General features: G+C 39.9%; 22 protein-coding genes and 1 tRNA gene. 8 read left to right on the top strand and 15 right to left on the bottom strand.

Going from position 1 to position 23216, the window contains the following annotated elements:
- Positions 1–310 precede the first annotated feature (310 nt).
- From QHG54_RS06225 to QHG54_RS06205, 5 genes are all read right to left on the bottom strand, one after another.
- Positions 311–1243, bottom strand: a complete 933-nt coding sequence (locus QHG54_RS06225; RefSeq protein WP_406604035.1) for a prephenate/arogenate dehydrogenase family protein — start codon at positions 1241–1243, stop codon at positions 311–313.
- 728 nt (positions 1244–1971) lie between these two features.
- Complete coding sequence (holA, locus tag QHG54_RS06220; protein WP_317993997.1) at positions 1972–3015, bottom strand: DNA polymerase III subunit delta; 1044 nt, start codon at positions 3013–3015, stop codon at positions 1972–1974.
- 4 nt (positions 3016–3019) lie between these two features.
- A complete protein-coding gene (locus QHG54_RS06215; protein ID WP_317993998.1) occupies positions 3020–3814 on the bottom strand; it encodes an ABC transporter ATP-binding protein in 795 nt (264 codons plus the stop codon).
- Positions 3807–4703, bottom strand: a complete 897-nt coding sequence (locus QHG54_RS06210; protein ID WP_406604034.1) for an ABC transporter permease — start codon at positions 4701–4703, stop codon at positions 3807–3809. The genes QHG54_RS06215 and QHG54_RS06210 overlap by 8 nt, the downstream gene beginning before the upstream one ends.
- A 64-nt stretch (positions 4704–4767) precedes the next feature.
- On the bottom strand, positions 4768–5736 hold the full coding sequence (locus QHG54_RS06205) for an ABC transporter substrate-binding protein (protein ID WP_317994086.1): 969 nt from the start codon (positions 5734–5736) through the stop codon (positions 4768–4770).
- A 203-nt stretch (positions 5737–5939) separates the two neighbouring features.
- Here QHG54_RS06205 and QHG54_RS06200 point away from each other — a divergent pair.
- Positions 5940–6014 (top strand) — tRNA-Gly (locus QHG54_RS06200).
- Between the two features lie 406 nt (positions 6015–6420).
- Here the strand turns inward: QHG54_RS06200 and thiD are convergent.
- A complete protein-coding gene (gene thiD, locus QHG54_RS06195; protein ID WP_317992456.1) occupies positions 6421–7284 on the bottom strand; it encodes a bifunctional hydroxymethylpyrimidine kinase/phosphomethylpyrimidine kinase in 864 nt (287 codons plus the stop codon).
- Positions 7285–7413: 129 nt separating this feature from the next.
- Between thiD and QHG54_RS06190 the strand changes: the two genes are divergently transcribed.
- From QHG54_RS06190 to QHG54_RS06180, 3 genes are all read left to right on the top strand, one after another.
- Positions 7414–8220, top strand: coding sequence for a lysophospholipid acyltransferase family protein (locus tag QHG54_RS06190; protein ID WP_406604033.1), 807 nt, complete (start codon positions 7414–7416; stop codon positions 8218–8220).
- 532 nt (positions 8221–8752) lie between these two features.
- Complete coding sequence (locus QHG54_RS06185; protein WP_317992458.1) at positions 8753–9862, top strand: D-alanyl-D-alanine carboxypeptidase family protein; 1110 nt, start codon at positions 8753–8755, stop codon at positions 9860–9862.
- Positions 9863–9864: 2 nt separating this feature from the next.
- Positions 9865–10926: a GTP-binding protein gene (locus QHG54_RS06180; RefSeq protein WP_317992567.1), complete on the top strand. Its 1062-nt coding sequence runs from the start codon at positions 9865–9867 to the stop codon at positions 10924–10926.
- A 144-nt stretch (positions 10927–11070) separates the two neighbouring features.
- On the opposite strand, the gene QHG54_RS06175 is transcribed toward QHG54_RS06180, so the two are convergent.
- The 3 genes from QHG54_RS06175 to QHG54_RS06165 form a co-directional block, all read right to left on the bottom strand.
- The gene (locus tag QHG54_RS06175; RefSeq protein WP_406604032.1) at positions 11071–11814 is read right to left on the bottom strand and encodes a L,D-transpeptidase family protein; all 744 of its coding nucleotides are present in this window, start codon (positions 11812–11814) and stop codon (positions 11071–11073) included.
- A gap of 36 nt (positions 11815–11850) precedes the next feature.
- Positions 11851–12807 (bottom strand): acetyl-CoA carboxylase carboxyltransferase subunit alpha, encoded by a 957-nt coding sequence (locus QHG54_RS06170; RefSeq protein WP_317992460.1) that lies wholly within the window; start codon positions 12805–12807, stop codon positions 11851–11853.
- Between the two features lie 78 nt (positions 12808–12885).
- Positions 12886–13824, bottom strand: a complete 939-nt coding sequence (locus QHG54_RS06165) for a site-specific tyrosine recombinase XerD (protein WP_406604031.1) — start codon at positions 13822–13824, stop codon at positions 12886–12888.
- Between the two features lie 259 nt (positions 13825–14083).
- On the opposite strand from QHG54_RS06165, the gene QHG54_RS06160 reads away from it, so the two are divergent.
- The 4 genes from QHG54_RS06160 to QHG54_RS06145 all read left to right on the top strand — a co-directional run bounded on the left by QHG54_RS06160 (position 14084) and on the right by QHG54_RS06145 (position 17050).
- A complete protein-coding gene (locus tag QHG54_RS06160) occupies positions 14084–14716 on the top strand; it encodes a shikimate kinase (RefSeq protein ID WP_317992462.1) in 633 nt (210 codons plus the stop codon).
- On the top strand, positions 14691–15824 hold the full coding sequence (aroB, locus tag QHG54_RS06155) for a 3-dehydroquinate synthase (RefSeq protein ID WP_406604030.1): 1134 nt from the start codon (positions 14691–14693) through the stop codon (positions 15822–15824). Before QHG54_RS06160 ends, aroB begins: the two co-directional genes overlap by 26 nt.
- 408 nt (positions 15825–16232) lie before the next feature.
- Positions 16233–16628 carry an MliC family protein gene (locus QHG54_RS06150; RefSeq protein WP_406604029.1) on the top strand — a complete coding sequence of 132 codons (396 nt, stop codon included), beginning with the start codon at positions 16233–16235 and terminating at the stop codon, positions 16626–16628.
- Positions 16629–16645: 17 nt separating this feature from the next.
- A complete protein-coding gene (locus QHG54_RS06145) occupies positions 16646–17050 on the top strand; it encodes an MliC family protein (RefSeq protein ID WP_406604028.1) in 405 nt (134 codons plus the stop codon).
- Between the two features lie 17 nt (positions 17051–17067).
- Here the strand turns inward: QHG54_RS06145 and mnhG are convergent, their stop codons facing one another.
- The 6 genes from mnhG to QHG54_RS06115 are packed head-to-tail and all read right to left on the bottom strand — an operon-like array spanning position 17068 to position 23119.
- The gene (gene mnhG, locus QHG54_RS06140; RefSeq protein WP_317992466.1) at positions 17068–17478 is read right to left on the bottom strand and encodes a monovalent cation/H(+) antiporter subunit G; all 411 of its coding nucleotides are present in this window, start codon (positions 17476–17478) and stop codon (positions 17068–17070) included.
- Entirely contained in the window at positions 17475–17756 is a 282-nt protein-coding gene (locus QHG54_RS06135; protein WP_317992467.1) for a K+/H+ antiporter subunit F, read from the bottom strand. Before QHG54_RS06135 ends, mnhG begins: the two co-directional genes overlap by 4 nt.
- Positions 17756–18238 (bottom strand): Na+/H+ antiporter subunit E, encoded by a 483-nt coding sequence (locus tag QHG54_RS06130; RefSeq protein ID WP_317992468.1) that lies wholly within the window; start codon positions 18236–18238, stop codon positions 17756–17758. The genes QHG54_RS06135 and QHG54_RS06130 overlap by 1 nt, the downstream gene beginning before the upstream one ends.
- Positions 18235–19857: a monovalent cation/H+ antiporter subunit D gene (locus QHG54_RS06125; protein WP_317992469.1), complete on the bottom strand. Its 1623-nt coding sequence runs from the start codon at positions 19855–19857 to the stop codon at positions 18235–18237. Before QHG54_RS06125 ends, QHG54_RS06130 begins: the two co-directional genes overlap by 4 nt.
- Positions 19857–20198, bottom strand: a complete 342-nt coding sequence (locus QHG54_RS06120) for a Na+/H+ antiporter subunit C (protein WP_317992470.1) — start codon at positions 20196–20198, stop codon at positions 19857–19859. Before QHG54_RS06120 ends, QHG54_RS06125 begins: the two co-directional genes overlap by 1 nt.
- Positions 20198–23119 carry a monovalent cation/H+ antiporter subunit A gene (locus QHG54_RS06115; protein ID WP_317992471.1) on the bottom strand — a complete coding sequence of 974 codons (2922 nt, stop codon included), beginning with the start codon at positions 23117–23119 and terminating at the stop codon, positions 20198–20200. Before QHG54_RS06115 ends, QHG54_RS06120 begins: the two co-directional genes overlap by 1 nt.
- Positions 23120–23216: the final 97 nt, after the last annotated feature.

Below are 23216 nucleotides of genomic sequence, written 5' to 3'. Positions count from 1 at the left end.
ACACACCACGTGAGATTATTCACAAACAGCCATTAGATGAAAACAAAAACAACAGCTCACTCTATAAAGTTCTACAACGACTTAATTTTTTTGTCTCTTTTTGTCTCTTATAGATCAGTGATCTTTTTTGTACATCTATTCCCTATAAAGAGCCAAGCATAATAATCTTGCACATATAAAATCTTTTAAAGTCATGGTAATCTGTATCAGAGCAATCACCACTCTTTTTTATCGCAATCCATGACTTTAAAACAAAACTTCTCATAGATTTCTAGAAAAAACCAATGAAATTCAAAAAACTCTTCAGTTTTTACGCGGACTCTTTAGAAACACTATGACGCCCAAAATCAGGAGCATCAATTTCCTGTCCAGCAGCAATAATATTGCGCCGTACAGCACGCGTACGCGTAAAAAAATTAAACAGTGTCTCACCATCGCCCAAACGAATTGCCTGTTCTAAAGAAGAAAGCCCTTCACTAAAACGGCTCAACATTTCTAAAATAGCATCCTTATTATGCAAACAAATATCGCGCCACATAACGGGATCAGAAGATGCCAAACGGGTAAAATCACGAAAACCTGAAGCAGAATAAGCAATGACTTCTGAATTTGTCACCTTTTCTAAATCACTCGCCGTTCCAACCGTATTATAAGCAATCAAATGCGGCAAATGCGAAACAATAGCCAAAACAAGATCATGATGTTTAGGGTCCATCTTCTCGACGCGCGCACCACAAGCTTCCCAAAACGCTGTCAATTGCGCTATAGCCGTAGCATCACTTTCAGCAAAAGGCGTTAAAATACACCAGCGATTCATAAATAAATCAGCAAAACCAGCATCCGGTCCTGAATATTCAGTTCCAGCAATTGGATGTCCCGGAATAAAATGAACCGTTTTTGGCAATAGAGGTGCCATTTCTGCAATAACCAACGCTTTTGTAGAACCAACATCACTCACAATCGCTCTAGGTTTTAAATGATCACGAATAGTTTTTGCTACTTCTGCACTGGCCCCAACGGGAACAGAAAGAATAACTAAATCTGCTCCCTCAACAGCTTTTGCATTATCTGTCGTATAAAAATCCCCAAGTTCCAATTCGCGCGCCCTTTTTAGGGTTTCTGGACGACGTGTTGCAATAGAAATCTGAGCCGCAAGATTTTTCTTTTTAATCACTCTTGCTAAAGAAGATCCAATCAGACCGATTCCAATGAGTGCTATTTTTTCAAACTGAATATGGACCATCTTTCACCTTTAAAAACTCTTTGAAAATGGCAACAAAGCCAAAATATGTCCGTCTATTTGTTCAAGAGTTATGTATCAAACATTTAAAAAACCACAATCGACAAAAGAAACCGACAAAAGAAAATGAATCATTAAACATGCGCCATCCATTAGTCATCTGTGCAAACCATTAACAGATCATTTTTACCTGAAAAATACCCCCCTATTGGTAAGAAAAAACGTAACATCAAGCTCTAAAATTTGTCAATTCATTGCTGCACAGCAATAAATGCTTCATAAGTTTTTGATCAATCATAACAAGCGCCCTGCATAAAATATCTCAAGTTTTATTACCTAAAAGCTCTTCAAAGAGTAAGCAGATATCAAGATTTCACAAAGTGCTTAAGTTACATTGCATAAAACGAAAGCAGCAACAATCAACACAACTTTTTCAAATATTAAAAATTCCGCTAAAAAACGCATACAAAAAGATACTGTAATTCTAAAAGATTTTCCCCTCAACACCGTAAATCAAGCAAATATAAGGCAAACGCGCGCGCTCAAGCAGAAGGACCGATAACAATAACACCTTCAAAATTCTTTTTATTAGACAGATTGATCGATAAAAATGATGTTAGTCTTTTATCAAATGTACAAAAACGAAAAACAAAAATCTTATAAGAGAAAAATTTATTTCACAAAATTTTCAAGGTCTTTAAATAAATACTCTTCCAATATAGCTCAATATTTTAAGCAGCCATTCGGCGCCGTGCAACAATTGCCAATCCCAACAAAGCTTGACGAATAATAGCTTCACTCAAAAGCGGATTTTTACGGCTTTCTAAAACAGCATGCTGGATTCGTTCCATTGCATAAGAAATTTGCTCTCTCCCCCAATAGTTCAAAGCACGTTCAACTGTTTTTTTTCGCTGAAAAAAAATCGGCGGCTGTGCTTGAGAAACTGCTGTAAAAACGCTTTTACCTTCAACATCTACTTGATAACGCAAAAGCTGTAATTGCTGAAAATGCCTTTGCGCAGTACTCAAAATGAAAAAAAGTGCGCTTTGCATACTTGCATGCCGGTTAAAGTGCGCTTCAAAAGCTGCTATATCTCCCAGCAAAACAGCATCAATCACCTCATCTTGAGAGAGCGCACTAACATCGCTCACCACAGCTTTCACATCCTCAAGAGCAATATGTGTCTTCTCCAAGGCATAAAGACAGAGTTTTTCCAATTCACCACGCGAAACAAGATGATCCCCTCCCAAATGATGAAGCAACCACTTTCGCGCATCTAAAGAAAGGGTCATCTTAAAATGACCTAAGACTTCATCAATTAATGCATCAAGAGCACGGATATCATCTGCAAAACAGGGTAAAGCCATCGCTATCGCTGCCGATTCAATAACATTACGCAGCCCTGTCCCTTTTTTGAGATCGCCTGCTTCAATAAGAATAAAACTTTTTTCTGGTGGTTCTTTGATTAAAAGCTTCAAAGCTGTAAGGAAGTTTTTTTGATTAGCGCCGTTAAACACCCATATCAAACGATCACCACCAAAAAGCGATAAAGTGCGTACTTCATCTACCAATCGAGCAGGATCTTTATCAATTTCACCAGCATCAAGACGAACAGTAGAAAAAGGATCTTCTACTGCTACTTTCGTGCACTTAATAAAACGCTGTACACGTTCGCAAACAAGACCACGATCAGGTCCGTAAATGAGAACGATAGGAAAAGCACGCGAAAAGCGCGTTAAAAAGTGATCAACTTCATGCGCTTTTTTCTGAGCCAAAATATCAATCCATTAAGAGTTCATCATCATCAAGAACTTCACCACGAACCTTTTGGAACATGCCTATAAGATCACTCACATCCAACCCTTTACGTTCTTCTTGACGCACATCCAAAATCACTTTTCCCCCATGCAACATTAGTGTGCGATCTCCATGATCAAGAGCTTGACGCATAGAATGCGTCACCATAATAGTTGTTAATTTTTTCTCTTCAACAATTTTTTCTGTCAACTGCATCACAAAATCAGCCATTCCTGGATCTAATGCTGAAGTATGCTCATCAAGCAATAAAACATCCGCATGTGCTAAAGTAGCCATAACAAGACAAACCGCTTGACGTTGTCCACCTGACAAACTGTCCATAGGATTATGAATGCATGTCTCAAGACCAATACCTAATTGGGCAATTTCATTTCGGAAAAATTGCCGTTTTTCATGATTTAAAGCTGAGCGCAAACCACGCCGACTTCCCCGAAGGGCTGCAAGAGCCAAATTTTCTTCAATTGTTAAAGAACCACAACTTCCCACTAACGAATCTTGAAAAACACAAGCAACCTTTCCGGCTCGCTCACTTATCGATTGCCTGGAAACATTTTGGCCATTGATCACCACTTTTCCTGTCGTGGGAAGAATTGCGCCCGCTAAAACACTAAGCAAAGTGGATTTACCAGCACCATTTGACCCAATAATTGTAACAAAACTGCCCCTCTCAATCTTGAGGTTGATATCAATGAGAGCCTGTTTTTCCAAAGGTGTTTGTGGTTTAAAAGTAACCCCGACATGAGAGAATTCAATCATGTTTACGCCTCCCCCAATAGCGTGATATAGCAAGGGTTGAAACAACTAAAAGCGCAGTGATCAACTGAAGATCCGTCGACGTATCAATACCAATCCCTTGTGCCTCAAACGCGAACTGCACTGCCACACGGTAAAGAACAGATCCGACAATACAACTGACAATAATCCAAAAAATACTGCGCGTACGAAATAACGTTTCACCAATAATAACCGCAGCTAAACCGAAAACAATCGTACCAGCTCCACCGGTAATATCAGTAGCAATAGCGGTTTGAATATAAAGAGAACCTCCAAGTGCAACACACGCATTTGAAAGCCCCATACCAAAATAAATTAACGCCGACGTATGGACTCCTTGCGCTGTAGCCATACGCGGATTGGCTCCCATTGCTCGCATAGCAAGCCCCATTTCACTTTCTAAAAAGCGCCAAATCAAAAATGCTACAACCAATAAGACAGAACCAACAAAAAGAGGACGCACAAAAATATCAGGCAAACCAAATGCGTCATAAAAGGGGGTTAAAGCAGTATCAGCAAGCGCTAAATTGATATTAGACCCACCCATAATCCCCATAATACGAAGATTAACTGTATAAAGCGCTGACATTGTTAAAATTGAAGCCAAAAGATTTAAAATACCAAAATGCAAATTCAGCAAGGCTGTTACTAAACCAGCCGCCATACCAGCACCAAAAGCGCATGCCATAGCTGTCCATGCATTGAAACCTAAAAGAATCAAAACACCACAAACGCATGACCCAAGAAGAAACGACCCGTCAACAGTCAAATCAGGAAAATCTAAAACGCGAAACGAGAGATAAACGCCAATTGCAACAAACGCATAAATAAGCCCTAATTCTACAGCACCAGAAAACGCAAATATATTCATCCAAAGAGCACCCCCATAAAAACTTAAGTATCTTGTATCGTATCAACATCATGTTGAGGGAAGCCTATTGAATAATCTTTGTCGCACGTTCAATAACTGCCTGCGGAATAACAATACCAGCTTTTTTAGCTGCTTTCATATCAATACGGATATCATTATTAGCCGCCTGTACAACATCAATATCACCAGGTTTTTCACCTTTTAAAATACGCACAACCAATTTTCCAGCCTCAACCCCTACATCATAGAAGTTTACGCCCTGCGTCATAAACGTCCCTCTTCCCATAGAGTTAGAATCGACAGTAAATAAAGGAATATTTGCTTCCTGTGTAACTTTTGCTGCTCCCTCTAAAACAGAAAGAACTGTATTATCAGCAGGAATAAAAATGATATCCACCTTGCCAATTAAAGCCCGTGTTGCCGCCTGAACATCAGAAGGTTTAGGCGCTGATGAAGGGATGACTTCAATTCCTGCTTTGTTTGCGACATCTTTTAATATTTTAAGTGTTGAAACAGAATTGGCTTCTGAGGCATTATAAAGATAACCAAGTTTTTTCAAATCTGGTTTTACTTCCTGCAAAAGTTTAAGGCTTGCCGCAATATCTATACGATCAGAAGTTCCAGTCACATTTCCACCAGGTTTGGTAAGCGAAGAGACTATTTTTGCTCCGATAGGATCAGAAATTGCAGCAAAAACAATAGGAATTTTTTTCGTCGCCGCAAACACTGTTTGTGCTGAAGGCGTGCTAATTGCAACAATCACATCAGGTTTATCACCAACAAATTTACGTGCAATCTGCGTTGCTGTAGAAATATTTCCCTGTGCTGATAAAAAAGTAAGTTCGAAATTTTCACTGTCTTTATAGCCATTTTCTGCAAGCGCATCCTCTACCCCTTTGCGAACTGCATCGGCAGCAGGATGCAACATAATCTGTGTAATTGCCACTTTAACTTTCTCTGTTGTTTTTGCAAAACTATCTATCGTAAAAATAGCTATAATAGCAAAACACAAACCTATGACTCTAAACCCCATCACTTTGAACATTATCGATCCACCTAAATTTGCAATAATCGCGCAGGACAATTTATTGAAGAGAACCTTCAAAATCAATCTTTATTTCCATTTTTTAAATATTGAAAAAATAATTCACGTTGAAATGTTATTTTTTTGTTGCAATTCGGATAAGCCTACGCCATACAGACAACGTTTGAAGTAAAATTGTTTCAAATATATGAGCGGGTGTAGCTCAGGGGTAGAGCACAACCTTGCCAAGGTTGGGGTCGTGGGTTCGAATCCCATCGCCCGCTCCATAATTTGCATATTGATCTATTTTAGCCTGTGTATAGCTTTGTAGTTTGTATAGCTGTAGCTTGATGCCAGGTTTTGCATAATTTGCCACTAGGTTTTGCAGCAGTTCATTTTTTTACAGGATTTTTAAGGGGTTCTCAAAAGGTCTTCAAAGACCCTTTCAAAGCCTTCTCTCATTTTTACCATTGAATCGCACTTTTTTTTTCATTTTCGGTAATTTTCACAATTTTAGGTATCAAAATCCAATTTTACAAACAACGCATTTAATGGTAAAAAAATAACCGTAAAAACAATAAATTACCACGTATTCCTCTCCAATCCGCCTCTTTCTCCTTAGTACAAAACTGACTGTTCAATTTATAATTTATAATTGCTTCTCAAACCATCGTTTTTGGGAGGGTTTCTTCTTTATCTTTCATCCCATAGTTCACAAAAATGGTGAACCGGACCGCGTCCTTTTCCCACTTGCAAAGCATTTGAAGCCGCTAAAGTATTATTGAGATAATTTTTTGCTCTTTTTACCGCGCAAATTAAAGGCTCTGTCGGCAAAAGTGCTGCAATTGCAGCAGCAATAGTACAGCCTGTACCATGATCATTGGTGGTTATAAGACGTGAGGCTTCAAGCGCCAGAATCCCCTCAGAATCACAATAAAGATCTGGGCTGGAATAATCGTAATTGGCATCATCTGTGTGAGCAAGGATATTCAGATGCCCACCTTTTAATAAAACCGCACCACAACCAAGTGTCAAAAGCTGCGGACAATATTGGTACATAGTGTTTAATGACCATTGCACTTCACATCCCAACAGTAGTGCTGCCTCAGGTAAATTGGGCGTAATCAAAGTCGACATTGGAACAAGAACATCACGAATAATTTCAATCGCATCAGGTTGTAAAAGGACATCGCCACTTTTTGCTACCATGACCGGATCAAAAACAATAAAACGAGCTTTATGGTAAGCTAAACGCTCTGCAATAGTCTGAGCAATCTGCGCATTTGCTACCATACCAATTTTAACTGCATCAACATGAATATCCTCAAAAACAGAATCAATTTGGTCGGCAACAAAAGATGCATCCAATGCGTGAAAAGCACGCACACCTTGTGTGTTTTGTGCAACAACAGCTGTAACCACACTCATACCATAGGTTTTCATGGCTGAAAAAACCTTCAAATCCGCTTGCATTCCCGCCCCACCAGAAGGATCAGTCCCTGCAATAGATAAAATCCGTGGAATAAAAAGATTGTCTTGGCTACCCTCTAGTCTCATCCGTCTTTTTCCTTATGTTTTTAAATATCAGAAAATAGGTTACCGAAAAATAGATATTAGAAAAAACATAAAGAAAGATGTTTTCTCACGTAAAGTAAGTTATATAAAAGGTCTCTTTGCAGATATAAAATGGAAAATATAGTGCTTATCCTTCGTTCTCTTCTTTTTACGTTCGCTTTTTATACAGCTACTTTCATACAAATGATTCTTTACGCCCCCATCTATTTTTTAATGCCACGCAAAAAAGCGTGGATTGTGCCTAAAACTTGGGCGCGCGTCACACTATTTTTACAAAAATACATCGCAGGCACAAACTATGAAATTGAAGGCTTAGAAAATCTCCCAAAGGGTGCCTATATCATCGCTCCAAAACATCAATCTGCATGGGAAACCTTCAGCCTTGTACCTTATTTTGATGATCCTGCTCTCATCTTGAAACGTGAACTGACGTGGATTCCATTTTTCGGCTGGTACATGGCAAAAACACAAATTATCCCAATTAACCGAACAACGCCCATTAAAGCCTTGAAAACCATTATACAAAAAGCAAAAGAAAAAGCAAAACAAGGGCGTCAAATTCTGATCTTTCCCGAAGGAACACGCCGACAGCCTGGTCAAGAACCAGATTATAAATCAGGAATTATTGCTCTCTACCATGAACTGGGACTTCAAGTTGTTCCCATTGCGCACAACGCTGGTTTATATTGGCCACGCAATAATTTTCGCCGCTACCCAGGAACAATTCGTGTTCGTATTCTTCCTCCCATCGAAGCAGGCTTAAACAAACGTGATTTCTTAGACCAACTCGTCCAAAAAACAGAAAAAGCTTGTGATGAATTGCTTTTATTAGCAGCACAAGATCCAAGCCCTCCACCTATGCCACCTTGTGCTGTTAAAAAGCTTCAAAAACTGAGTTCTCATGAATCAATACATTGATTTATAAAGATAATTCATTACTTTTCTGTATTGAATGGAGAATACTCAATACAGGAATATTTTTTCATTTCAAAGCTTCTGATTCAGAATTAAAAAACGTGTGTTTGCACATCACAAGAAAGATTGATATGTGAATAAAAATTGTTTGAGAAAGGAATCTATATGCCTCTTATGAACCGTCTTATTGCAAAAGCGGGTGTAATATTGAAAGATGAAATTATAAACCAAAGCGAGATATCTCTTTAAGAGCAACCATGAATAGCAATACAATGATACACTTCTCTTCTTGGGGGGCATAATTACATTAAGAAACGCGGAAAACAAAAAAGTGCACTGCTTAGCACTCTCCATTATTATTGTTCTCGATACTTTTAAAACCGCACAACTGAATTAAAGATGGCTGATGGTTTTGACCCCTGAAGAAAAACTGATACGGTATTAACCACCTCTCCTCTCTGTTGTGGACTCAAAAGTATCGTGTGCTACATTAAAATAGTTCTAAATCACTTAAGAAGGAATTGGACTTCACTTAATGCGAAAACTCCTCCATAATTTATTTTTTTCTTTCATTTTGAGTTTGATGAGCACTTTTTCTTTGGCTCACCCCTTTCTCTCTGTTGATGTTGAAACTGGACGCATCTTAGAGCACAATCAAGCCTTTGAGCGTTGGTATCCAGCCTCCTTAACAAAATTAATGACCGCTTATATCATTTTCCGTGCCATGAGCACAGGAGAAATTTCCCCCAACAAACACATCACCATCAGCGAATATGCGGCAAAAGCTCCTTCGTATCGCTCAGGCTATAAAGCTGGTTCTGTTCTCACACTTGATACAGCCTTAAGTATCACCATGGTTAAATCTACCAATGATTTGGCCATTGCCATGAGCGAAGCAATTGCTGGTTCACAGGAAGCTTTTGTGCAACAAATGAATGCTGAAGCTCAACGTTTAGGCATGTTTGGAACGCATTTTGCTAATGCAAGCGGATTACCAGACCCACACAATTACTCCACAGCACGCGATATTGCTCTTTTAGCGGTTCAAATTCGTCGAGAATTTCCTCAATATGCTCATTATTTTTCTATTCCAGCCATTGATTTTGGTGACAAACGAAAAATCCAACCCAATTCAAACAATCTCATTGGTCGTTTTAATGGAATAGACGGCATGAAAACAGGCTTTATTTGTGCCTCTGGCTTCAATCTTGTTGCCTCAGCAACCCGTAACAACCGCACGATTATTGCTGTTATTTTAGGATCTAATAACGTGAGTGAAAGAGAAGAACAAGCCGCACAACTGCTTGAAGCAGGCTTTTCTCATCAAGGATCATCCCAATTAACATTAGTAACACTAGAGCCTTATGGAACAAAAATGGCACAAGCAACCGACATGAAACAACAAACATGCACAGCTGAAGCCGCAAAAATGCATGCCAACTCTTATGATGATCAAGGAAACGTTATCCTTACTTCACCTTTGATCACTAGTTCACCTACCCCCTCTCTTCCTTTATCAGTACGCCCCATTTCTACACCACCAACGCGCAAAGCAAAAGGAAAACCGTTAAAAAAATTGCACATTCCGCATAAAAAACAAGAAAACCACCCCATAACAAAAGCAACAAGCCATAATCACTCATGAATATGGAAACGACGCGAATTCCTATTACTCTTATAACCGGCTTTCTAGGCTCTGGTAAAACGACTTTGCTCAATCGTATGTTGCGAGATCCTCTTTTAGCTGATTGTGCCGTTATCATCAATGAATTCGGTGAAGTAAGTATTGACCATCTTCTGGTTGAAAAAACGACAGAAGGAATTATCGAACTCGCAAATGGTTGCTTATGCTGTAATTTGCGTAGTGATCTCATCGATACATTGACTGATTTGATTGATCGCGTTCGTACAGGAAATCTCAAAAAACTCAATCGTATTATCATTGAAACAACAGGGGTGGCTGACCCTGCACCTATTTTACAAGCTCTTTTAAGCCACCCACTCTTAACTCAAGCATTATCCACCGACACTGTTATTACAACATTTGATACATTAAACACACCTTCCATCCTCGAGCACTATCCTGAAATACAAAAACAACTAGCACTTGCTGACAAAATTATCCTCACAAAAACAGATCTTACTGACCAAAAAACACTTCCAAATACGCTTCTCAGCACACTCAAAGCGATTAATCCTACAGCGCAAATCATCGATGTCCATTCTGACCATTGCTGTTCAAGTGCATTAATAAGTAAAATGTTATGGGATGAAAAAGCAGACAATATGGAATTTAAACAACCACTTACCGTTGCTCCACACGATCATGTTCACCCGTGGACTGTTCATGCTTTTTCTCTAGACTGTGAAGAACCTATTGATTACGCCACTATCAATGCTTTTTTAAATCTTCTAAAAGATCTTTATGGTGCAAAATTATTACGTATCAAAGCAATTATCGCATTGTGTGATGACCCACAGCGCCCACTTGTTTTGCACGGTGTACAGGCATTTTTCCATCCACCAATAAGACTATCAGCATGGCCAAAAGGAATCACACAAACTCGTTTTGTCATTATTGCCGATGGTGTTGAAAAAAAAGCGATACAAAACCTATTCAATGCTTTTTTAAACAAACCAGCAATAGATACCGCAGATAAAACCGCCATACTGGATAACCCTTTGAGCATTCCAGGAATAAAGTTTTAATTTTTGCCCCAACCTTCAATGAATAAAAATTTTTGATGAGATAAATTACGAATTTTAAAGTATGCCCCCCCCTTACATCTCAATACAAGCGCTAACATACATACCATTCGTATAGAATAAAGCATTATTACGATGAAATAAGACTCACCGCGTTAAAGAAACGGAAGTTTTATCAGTATTGAAAACATAACGTTTTTCATAAACATCAACCGTTGGAGGCCTACGATTTTCCTCAAAGAGATCATAACCTTCCTTAAGCATAACCCAGAATTGATAATGAGGATCAGTACTATGACGCGCCATATTAGCGTCAGTCATGCGGAAAGGAAAAGCCTGCAACTGAAATTCTCTCTGTCCACCTCTAAAAGCATCCCGTGCAAAAGCATAAATCTGCGCCATATTTTTATCACTCATGGAATAACAACCTGCGGAAAAACAAGAACCGTGCACCATAAGGTGACGTCCTGTGCGGCCATGCGCCTGATCATAAAGGTTCGGAAAGCCTATATTAAAGGAAAGATAATATTTCGAATAAGGATTCATTTGATTTGCAGTAACAGTATAAAAACCTTCCGGTGTCTGCAGATCCCCTTCCTTATATTTAGGTCCAAGCTGGCCGGACCATTTGCAAATGCCATAACGTGCCACTAACACAAAAAGCCCTGAACGGGATTGCTTCCAAATTTCGGCAACATTTTCTTCTTTAAAAAACCGCATCATAATCGGCGCATAGGGATCTATATTATAAAGAACCATTCTATTTTGGATCTCTTGCGGCAACGGCTGCTCAACTTTAGCGCGAATAGAAGCTGGTAATCTCCCCTCGCATGCCGACAATATCCCCATTGCAAACAAAACACATGCCACGAGGAATCTGTTGAATGTCATCGAATAAAACTCCAATATCCCCTCACAAAAAATAACTTATGTTAGAGACCGACCAATTTGAAGATATTTTTCCCAACGTTCTTGTTTAAGAACTTCACCATCTTTGCCAACCATAGTCTCCAAAGCAGCAGAAATAATATTTCCTGTTGCATCAATCACAACCTCTTTTCCTCGATGTGCTCCCCCTAAAGGCTCCGGAATAATGCCATCAATAATCTTTAACCGATACAGATCTTGAGCGGTAATACGCATATTCATTGCAGCATCTTTAGCGCGAGCTGGATCACGCCATAAAATAGAAGCTGCCCCTTCTGGTGAAATAACAGAATAAATCGCGTGCTCTAACATATAAACTTTGTTTGCCGCGGCAATTGCTATCGCCCCTCCAGAACCGCCTTCTCCAATAACAACCGAAACAACAGGAACTTTTAAGCGCAAAGTTGCTGCTGTTGACTGAGCAATTGCTTCTGCTTGACCACGTTCTTCAGCACTCACACCAGGATAAGCACCTGCTGTATCGACAAAAGTTAGGAGTGGCAAACCAAAGCGATCAGCCATTTCCATGATACGTACAGCTTTACGGTACCCTTCTGGACGTGCAGAACCAAAATTATAGCGTAAACGCGTTTGCGTATCGTGCCCTTTTTCCTGACCTATATAAGCAACAGCTTCACCTTTAAAGCGTGCGAACCCAGCTTGAATAGCCTCATCTTCAGCAAATTTGCGGTCTCCTGCCAAAGGTGTAACATCACTCAACAACCGCGCAGAATAGTCCATAAAGTGGGGACGATCAGGATGGCGAGCTACTTGTGTTTTTTGCCACGGCGATAATTTTTTATAAATATCGCGCAATGCCATTTGGGAACGCATTTCAAGACGCGCGATCTCGTCGCTCATATCAAGACTGCCTTCTTCCTCAGAAATCTTTTTTAATTCGAGAATTTTCCCATCGAGATCAGCAACCGGTTTTTCAAAATCAAGATAATTATACATTGCACCCAACTTATTTGGTGTAACTTATACACTTATAATTCACTTTATAAAGTATTTTTCAAAAACATCACCTTCTCTTTACCTAGTCTTCTGCTCATCGGCAAGTGGATGATGCTCATTGACCAACCGATAAAGTCCTGCTTCCAATACATGTGTGTAAATCTGAGTGGTAGCAATATCAGAGTGACCTAACAAATGTTGAACTGCACGCAAATCAGCACCATTTTGCAAAAGATGACTAGCAAAAGCGTGGCGCAACACATGGGGAGAAAAGCTATCACCTTTTATGCCTGCTCTTCTGGCGAGACATTTCAACTCCCGTGCAACGACTTGACGAGCAATATATCCTGTCTCTGAACGCGCAGGAAAAAGATAAAGACTTGTAGCATCCTTTCCCTTATCACGCAAATTTAACCACTGTGAAAGAACTTGGCATGCTTTTTTTGATAAGAGAACCATTCGTTCTTTTTTGCCCTTACCGCGAACCAAAACACCGTACTCTTTCCCTCGAACAGCCTGCACCGGAAGACTCACCAACTCACTGATTCGCAAGCCTGTTGCATACAACATTTCAATGAATACCTGAAGACGCAATGCGCGGAAATGATCTTTCGACCCATAATCTGCTTGATTCACTTCCAACTCAGCAAAATCAAGCAATTTCGTCACCGCATCCTCACTTATAATCTTGGGGAGAGGACGTCCCTGACGAGGCGCATCAATATCATGAGAGGGATCATCTGCTCTCAACCCTTCAGCATAAAGAAATTGATAAAACTGACGCAAAGTCGATAAACGGCGTGCTTGCGAAGACGCTGCAAAACCAAGATTATGCATAAGCGACAAAAGACCAATTAAATCTTCTTTTTTTGCTGAAAAAAGCGAGACAGAATGTGCAGACAATTCATCTTGTGCCCACTGCAAATCACACTGATAAGCCGCAAGAGTATGAGAAGAAGCCCCTCGCTCAGCGCTCATCATTTCAAGAAAATGATCTATCACAGCACCACTTTTCATTTCATTGATTCGCTTCTGCAGAAAGGTGCCATGAATCCAAGGGAACATCAATATACATATCCACAGTTACTGGTTCAACCCAAACCACAAGAGCACCCATTATACTGAAAAGAACAGAAAGTAAAATGAAAAGAATCATCAAAAATCTGGTCAATGTTGGCATAAGATAATAACCTACCTAAAATATTCTATCCTTTATCATGCCTTATAAAGATTAACAGGAATTGACTTTAAAGCGGATAAATGCCGAAATAAAGTTATGAAAAGTAATCAACCTAAACATACCCCGATAACACAAATAAAGAATCAACTCTTATCATCTCTTGATAAACGCGCACTTGTATTTGTTGGTCTTATGGGTGCAGGCAAATCAGTGATTGGAAAACGCGTTGCCACTATGCTCCATTTGCCCTTTTATGATTCCGACCAAGAAATTGAAAAAGCTGCGCAAATGACAATCACCGAACTCTTTAAAACTTATGGTGAACCGGAATTCCGCGCTCTTGAACAGCGTGTTATTCTAAACCTCATTAAAAAAAGTCCTCTTGTTTTAGCAACAGGTGGCGGTGCTTACATAAACGAAAATATCCGACAAGCCATTCATAAAAATGGTATATCTATATGGCTCAAAGTAGATCTTGATATCCTCATGAAACGTGTTTCACGGCATCCAACGCGCCCCCTCCTTCAAACAGAAAACCCTAAAGAAACCATGCAAAAACTCATGGAACAGCGCTATCCTATCTATGCAAAGGCAAACTTAACAATTAACAGTCATAAAGAAAGCCGTCATACCGTAGCACAAAATGTCATACGATCTGTACAGCACTACCTATACACAGAAATTAACAATAGGAACAATCAGCATGCAAGCCAAGACCGTCACTGTTAAACTGGACAAACACTGTTACAATATCATCATTGGCCCAGATCTGATTGCGCAAGCTGCTTCACAGATTAAACATTCTCTTAACAAAAAAGATCCTCATCAAACACGCTTGGCAATTGTTACAGATACAAATGTTGCTTCTCTCCATTTGGATACATTGCAAACACAATTAATAAAAAACAAAATCCATACTGTTCCCATTGTTGTAGAAGCAGGGGAACAATCAAAATCATTTTCAACCCTGCAAATTGTAATCGATCAAATTCTTGCTGCACGTTTAGAGCGAGGCGATTGCGTTATTGCTTTTGGTGGTGGTGTTATTGGTGATTTGGCAGGTTTTGCCGCAAGTATTATACGCCGTGGAATGAACTTCATTCAAATGCCCACAACACTTCTTGCACAAATTGACTCCTCTGTTGGTGGGAAAACTGGAATCAACAGCCAATATGGTAAAAATCTTATTGGTGCTTTTTATCAACCGCAATGCGTTATTGCCGACACGTGCCTTCTCGATACCCTACCACTGCGCGAATTTCGCGCTGGCTACGCAGAAATAGTCAAATACGGTCTCATTAACCAACCTGACTTTTTTGAATGGCTTGAAAAAAATGGGCAAAAGATTTTCTCTAATGGCCCAATACGAACAGAAGCCATTGTCCGCTCATGCCAATTTAAAGCTGAAATTGTAGCACGTGATGAATACGAAACAGGAGAACGCGCACTCTTAAACCTTGGTCATACATTTGGACACATGCTTGAAACAGCAACCGGCTATGACCCAAACCGTTTAATCCACGGTGAAAGCGTAGCAATTGGGATGATTCTAGCCCACCAATTCTCCGCTCAACTGAATTTAATAAGTCCCACACTTACACAACGCGTTGAAACACACCTTAAAGCAGTGGGATTACCGACAAAACTAAAGGATATCCCAGGTAAGCTACCAGACGCTGAAGCACTGATGACTCTCATTGCCCAAGATAAAAAAGTTTCGCAAAACAATCTGACCTTCATCTTAACACGCGGACTTGGCCAATCATTTATTGCAAAAAATGTTTCACCAGAGGCAGTTTTGACCTTTTTGAAGCAAAAATTAGCAGAAATTGGTTAATTCATATTGAATATAATTGATTCGCTTTTATACTTCTATTAAAGGAGTAAATGTGATGATGTCTGCGTAGCTCAGTAGGATAGAGCACAGGATTCCTAAAGAAATTGGGCACCTTAAGGAGAAATCCTCAAAGTGGATCTGCTCAAATTCGGGGAAAGCTTCATAGGAGACTATATGCCAATCCCGAGCCAAGTCTCTCTTCAAATGAGAGAAAGGTGTAGAGACTGAACGGGCAGCACCTAAAAAGCATAAGCTTCAAGGTGAAGAGACAGTCCAGACCACAAACAGCCTCCAAAGCTGGCGGTGAAAATCGAAGTGGTATGAATCCTGGGGTCGCAGGTTCGAATCCTGCCGTAGACACCATCGTATCAGTCAAACTATTCTTTGTGCACAATATAGGAAAGCATTATGAAAAAAACTTTACATATTTTAGGATTTTTCGCCGCTTTAAGTTTATCACTCTTCACCTCAAACAATACCTTAGCTGGTTCTTTAATCATTGAAGTACCAGATAATCCAGAGCCAACAACTCAGACCATTGCCTATCAGTGTGATACTGAAACAGGTAAAGAACGCGTGGAAGCAGTTTATCTTAATGCTGAGAATATTTCGTTGGTTGATTTCAAATGGAAAGGTAATCGCGTCATTGCTGCTAATGTACTCGCTGCCTCAGGAGCAAAATATATGGGAGGCCCATATATTTGGTGGGAAAATAACAAAGACGTCACACTCTATGATCTTGTTAATGATCCAGAAGAAAAAAAACCCATTCTCTGCAAAGATGAATCAATGCTATTATTCTAAATAATTCAGGAAACATTATGAAAAAAACACCTTTTACTATACAATTTTTTATCGCTTTAAGCGTATTACTCTCTGGTTCAATCAATGCATTAGCGAGTTCTTTAGTCATTGAGGTACCAGATGATCCAGAACCAACAACTCAGACTGTTTCCTATCAATGCAATATGGGAACAAGCAAAGAGCATGTTGAAGCAACCTATTATAATGCTGGCAATATTTCGTTGGTTGATTTCAAATGGAAAGATAAGCGCATCGTTGGTTCTAATGTTATTGCCGCTTCTGGAGCAAAATATGTGAGCGGCCAATATATTTGGTGGACAAAAAGAGACGAAGCCACACTTTACGATCTTATTGATGATCCAAAAGAAGAAAAGCCCATCCACTGCGTAGAAGAAAAAGTAGAAGAAAAAAGCACAGAGTAAAACAAGGCTGTTGCACTTTAAAAACCGCCTTGGCTCTCATCACATGATTTTCCTTCTGATGCAGGTAACTTTTCCTCCGTCTGATGTAATAAAAGAGCCAGCGGTTTTTCTGACTGTTCTTCTGAGTGATGCCGATAAGCTGCTGTATGAGATAACAACATGGAAGCCAACGGTGCTGTTAAAAACAAAAAAAGCATCAACAATACTTCATGAAAAACAAAACAATGATCCACAAATGTTGAATAAAGAAACGAAGAAATAAGAATGCTGCCAACACCCCAACTCGTAGCAACTGAAAGCATATGCAAACGCTCATAGAAACTGGAAAAACGCACCAAACCTATCGTTGCGATAAGCATTAATCCAGATCCTAATATTAAGAAAACAGTGATAACAATAGCAACGACAAGCGATACATCATCCTTCATTCAATAACTTCTCCACGCATTAAAAATTTTGCCAAAGCGATACTTGAGACAGGGCCCAACAACCCAATAATGAGGGCCGCTACGAAATAAATGGTTGTTCCTGAACGGATATCGAATGTAAGAAATAAAAGAATAATGGTTATATAAAGAGCATCCAAACCAACAATCCGATCCTGTGCACGTGGACCACGAATCAACCGAAACAGGGCGAAAATCACTGCCAAACTTAAAAAAAACTGTGAAAAGAAAATCCCCCAATAAAGGATCAGCATACTCATTAAAAAATCTCCAAAAGTAATTGCTCATACCGTTGTTTGATCAACCGTTGATAATCATATCCATTTTTTAAATTTAAGACATGAAGCAAAAGTTCCCCCTTTTTACTATTATAAGCAACCCAAGCAGTTCCAGGGGTTGCCGAGAGGATGCATGCTAAAATAGCCAAAGCAGTGCGATTGTGGAGCAGAAGAGGTACGACAATAAAACCAGACTTCTGTTGTCGAGATCTTTTTGTTAAAACAAACCAAGCCACTGAAATATTTGAGAATATGGAATCTATAAATACTCGAAAAACGAGACGAAAAACCGCACTCCAACTTTTAACAGGAACCTTCTCCGGCTCCAGGAGCTGCATCATCCAACCGCAAAACAAAGCAATCATAATCCCTAAAAGCAATTGCCCTAAACTAAAACCGTTTAAAACAAGCCACATAAAAACAATTGCACCACTGAAAAAAGGGAAAGGACAAAAACGATTCATTTATTGATCTCCCTATTTTCGAGAGAAAAATCCGTTAAAACACTTCCAATATAATTCTGAGGTTCATACAAAGCCTTAGCCGTTTCAGACATATAATGACTAACAGGACCAGCTACGATTGTTATAAGAAAACACAAAGCAAGGAGAACAGCAATAGGAGCAAATTCTATCACCTGCACACGGGGAACGCGCCCTTCAAGAGAAACCCAAAAAGTTCGAATACCCGTTCTTGTCAGTGCAATCAAAGCTGCAAAACCAGAGATGGTGACAAAACCCACAAAAAGCCAATCATGGTAAATCGGTAGAGAAGCAGAAAAATCCTCTCTACAATGGTTTAAAACTGCCATGAACATCATAATTTTAGCAACAAAACCAGAAAAAGGCGGCAATCCAATAATCAAAATGGCACATATACCAAAACAAGCTCCGAGAATCGCTAAAGTGACTGGAAAATAAGTTCCAACTTCATCTTCTTCCTCCTCTTCATCGTCACCATATACCTCCATTGTGACAGCAAGAACATTAGCAGCTACATCTTGACAGCGTTCAACCAACTCTACCAATAGAAAAAAAGCGCCAAGTGCTAGAGTTGAGGAAACGATATAAAAAAGTGCACCTGCTATCAGTGCTGTATTGCCGATCCCGATCGCTGTCAACAATGTACCCGAAGATACAAGAACGCTATAAGCTGCCAAACGCCCCAAAACTTGGCTCGCCAATACCCCAATAAACCCAAAAATCACAGTGGCAAGCCCACCATAAAACAAAACCGTGTGACCAAAATGGTTAAAATATTCACTTTCAGGACCAAACCATAACAGCGTTAAACGTAAAATAACATAAATACCCACCTTGCTCAAAAGTGCAAAAGAAGCTCCAACGGGCGCTACTGCCGCACTATAAGTCGGCATCAACCAAAAATTAAGCGGCCACATACCTGCTTTGAGTAAGAAAGCAATACCTAAAAGGGCAATACCTATTTCAAACAAAACAATATCCGTAGAAGCTATATATCTTATTTTAACAGCCAAATCGGCCATATTAAGAGTGCCAACGACTCCGTAAATGAGTGCTGTACCAACTAAAAAAAACAATGAAGCAACAAGATTAACGACGACATAATGCAACCCTGCACGCACGCGTGTCTGACCAGAACCATGCAAAGCAAGCCCATAGGAAGCTGTTAACATAACTTCAAAAAACACGAATAAATTGAATAAATCCCCAGTCAAAAAAGCGCCGTTTATCCCCACCATAAAAAATTGCATCAATGACTGAAAATGAGGACCAGCTTTGTACCAATGGGCGCGTGCAAAAACCAGCGCGCTCGTCACCAACAAGCTGGAAAGTAAGAGCATCATGGCGCTTAAACGATCAAGGACCAAAACAATTCCGAAGGAAGAGGGCCAATTGCCAAGCCGATAAACATCACACGCCGGTGCTATTTCAAGCGTACGCATAATCAATAAAACAGCAATAATAACCGACAATCCGGCAGAAGAAAGACTAATCAATGATTTAAGTTTCGAACGCCGTTCATCATAGAAAAGCAGGACCGCTCCAGTGCTTAATGGCAAAAGAATAGGCAAAATAAGGAGATGGTGTACTCCTACTTCCATTACTGCACCTCACGTCCATCAACGTGATCTGAACCCGTTAAACCGCGTGAAACCAAGAGAATAACTAAAAATAAAGCTGTTGTTGCAAAACCAATCACAATTGCAGTTAAAACCAAGGCTTGTGGCAGAGGATCGGCATAATTAGCTGGATTAATAACAGTGGTAGGATCAACAATTGGCGCTGCATTACTGCGCGGTCTACTCATTGAAAACATGAAAAGATTGACACCATAGGAGATCAAAGACAAACCAAGAATGACCTGAAAAGTGCGTGGACGCAAAACAAGCCAAATGCCTGATCCGACAAGAACACCAATACTCAAAGAAAGAACAATTTCCATTAATTTTCCTTCTCTTTCAAACTGGGCTTCTTACCGATTCGGTAACTGCGAATTGACTGGTGTGCAAGTGCAATTAAAATAAGAACAGTTGCTCCCAACACAAGAGAAAGTACACCAAAATCAAACAAAAAAGCAGATGCCATGGGAATTTTTCCAATTAGCGGAAGATGAATATATCGAAAAAAGGATGTTAAAAAAGGATATCCAAAAAACCAAGAACCCATTCCCGTTATTATTGACAATAATAAGCCAAAGCCAATCCAACGCAAAGGTAAAACTCTCAAATGGGTTTCCACCCACCGGATATCACGTGCCAGATATTGCAAAATAAATCCTATCGCTAAAGTCACACCACCAACAAATCCACCTCCTGGTAGATCATGCCCTCGCATGAATAAATAAACAGCAAAAGCAATAATAACCGGAAAAAGCCAACCCATAATAACAGCAGGCACAGCCAGATAATTCAACACTGTATCCCCCACATTCCGATCAGATTGTGCCATATCAAAAGCTTTCTGAACACGTTGTTGAAAAGGCGCATCAATACTTTCAGGAGCAGGACGAAACCGTCTTAAAAGGGCAAAAACAGTCAGTGAAACAACACCTAAAACGACAATTTCTCCCATGGTATCAAAACCACGGAAGTCAACCAACAACACATTTACAACATTGCGACCCCCAGCATTCGAATAAGCATGGGTGAGAAAAAAATCAGAAACTGTTGTACCTTGAGGACGTGTCATCATTGCAAAGGAAAGCCACGCTACACCAAAACCTCCCACAAGTGCTATGACGAAATCACGGATACGACGCAAGCGCACCAAAAAATGAACAGACGTTGGAGTAGGATTATGCAAACGTTTAGGCAACCAGCGTAAACCAAGCAATAATAAGACAACTGTCACAACTTCAACAACCAATTGTGTTATTGCTAAATCAGGCGCAGAAAGCCATAAAAAGGTTGCACAAGTCATCAAACCAGCTCCTCCCAACAGCATGAGTGATGCAAGACGATGAAACTTTGCTTGCCAAGCAACTAAAAGCGCACATAATCCACCAACCAACCAAAGAGCAAGAAAAGGAATATCAACTGGAAAAAGTGGTAATGACCCCACTGCAATTAAGCCATCACACCAAAGTAAAAGACCAACAAATGCAAAACACACCCAAAATATCCAATGCAACTGTATCTGCAAACGGCGTGTTGACAAAAGAGATTCCACTGCACGTGCCCATTTCCAAGAAATAATCACGAGCATACGTTCAAAAATACGGGTTCCTTTCAAATGACGAAAAAAAGGAGCTCCATCATCACAAGATAAAAAATAACGATGCCCAACAGCATAGAGCAATCCGCCGCCGAATAAAGCAATCAAACTCATCACTAACGGAGTATTAAACCCATGCCAAACAGCTAAATTGTACGGGGTTTTCATCGGTCCTAAAACAGAGACAACTGCATTATCTAAAATAGCTCCTATTGTTAAATTAGGAAAAATACCAACCGCCAAACAAATAAACACCAAAAGCTCCATTGGCAAACGCATAAAATGCGGCGGTTCATGAGGAGTTTTAGGTAAATTGACAGGTTTTGGTCCTAAGAAAACGCCATGAATGAAGCGTATAGAATAGGTCACACTAAACAAACTAGCCAGCGTTGCTACATAAGGTGCAATCCAATCAATCCATGATTCCATATGCATTTCAACAGCTTCAGCAAAAAACATCTCTTTCGATAAAAAACCATTCAGCAAAGGAACTCCAGCCATCGCTGCACTTGCTACTAAAGCCAAAGTTGCCGTGATAGGCATAGAGCGATAAAGCCCCGTCAGTTTACGCATATCACGTGTCCCCGTTTCATGATCAATAATACCAGCTGCCATAAATAAAGAAGCTTTAAAAGTGGCATGATTAGCCATATGAAAAATCGCCGCAACACACCCAAGTGGACTACCAAGACTTAAAAGTGTGGTAATTAATCCAAGATGGCTAATAGTCGAATAAGCAAGAAGTCCTTTCAAGTCTTGCTGAAACATGGAAAAATAAGCACCAAGCAGCAATGTAGAGAGTCCTGAAAAGCCAACCAGCCAAAACCAAGCTTCCGTCCCAGAGAGTACTGGCCATAAACGGACAAGCAAAAACAATCCTGCTTTCACCATTGTCGCCGAATGCAAATAAGACGATACAGGTGTTGGAGCAGCCATCGCATTAGGCAACCAAAAGTGAAAAGGAAACTGTGCGCTTTTTGTTAACGCCCCCAATAAAATACAAATAAGGACAAGACTATAAAGAGAACTTGACCGGATCATATCCCCAGACTGCAACACCTTATCCAAATCAAAACTGCCAACAATATAGCCAATCAATAAAACCCCAATAAAAAGAGCAAAACCGCCAAAACCTGTGATTGTTAAAGCCATACGCGCACCCTCACGCGCGCTTGCATTATGGTACCAATAGCCGATCAACAAAAAAGAAAAAATACTGGTCAGTTCCCAGAAAACGACCAAAAAGACGAGATTACCTGATAAGACTATTCCTGTCATTGACCCCATAAAGGCCAAAAAAAAGGAAAAGAATCTCGGTACAGAATCCGCCGGATCCATATAATAACGCGCATAGACAACAACAAGTAGCCCAATTCCTGTAATGAGCAAGCAAAAAAGCCACGACAAACCATCTATGCGGAGAATCAAATCACTCCCCCATTCTGGAAGCCAAGAAATATCTAACCGCACTATGTGGTTTCCGCGAACTTCCGGATAAAGCATTACTGTAAAAAGAAGACAGAAAAGTGCGACAATCCCAGCAAACCATGCCTCATTATTTTTTGCTGTCGAACGAAAAAAGCCAATGATAGCACTGCCAGCAAAAGGAAGCAAAACTAACAACATCAACATTGCTTCCCGTGTTGTCATTCTTGAAGCTCCATTCTGTCCTTAACATTTTGTCATCAACAAAATGAAAGTTTAACACCATCACCCCATCATGCACTTATAACAACAAAATTTAATA

This window comes from Bartonella gliris, assembly GCF_045277155.1.
GTDB classification, from domain to species: domain Bacteria; phylum Pseudomonadota; class Alphaproteobacteria; order Rhizobiales; family Rhizobiaceae; genus Bartonella; species Bartonella gliris.
The sequence above is the reverse complement of the archived record's forward strand: the minus strand, read 5'-3'. Positions and strand labels throughout refer to the sequence as shown.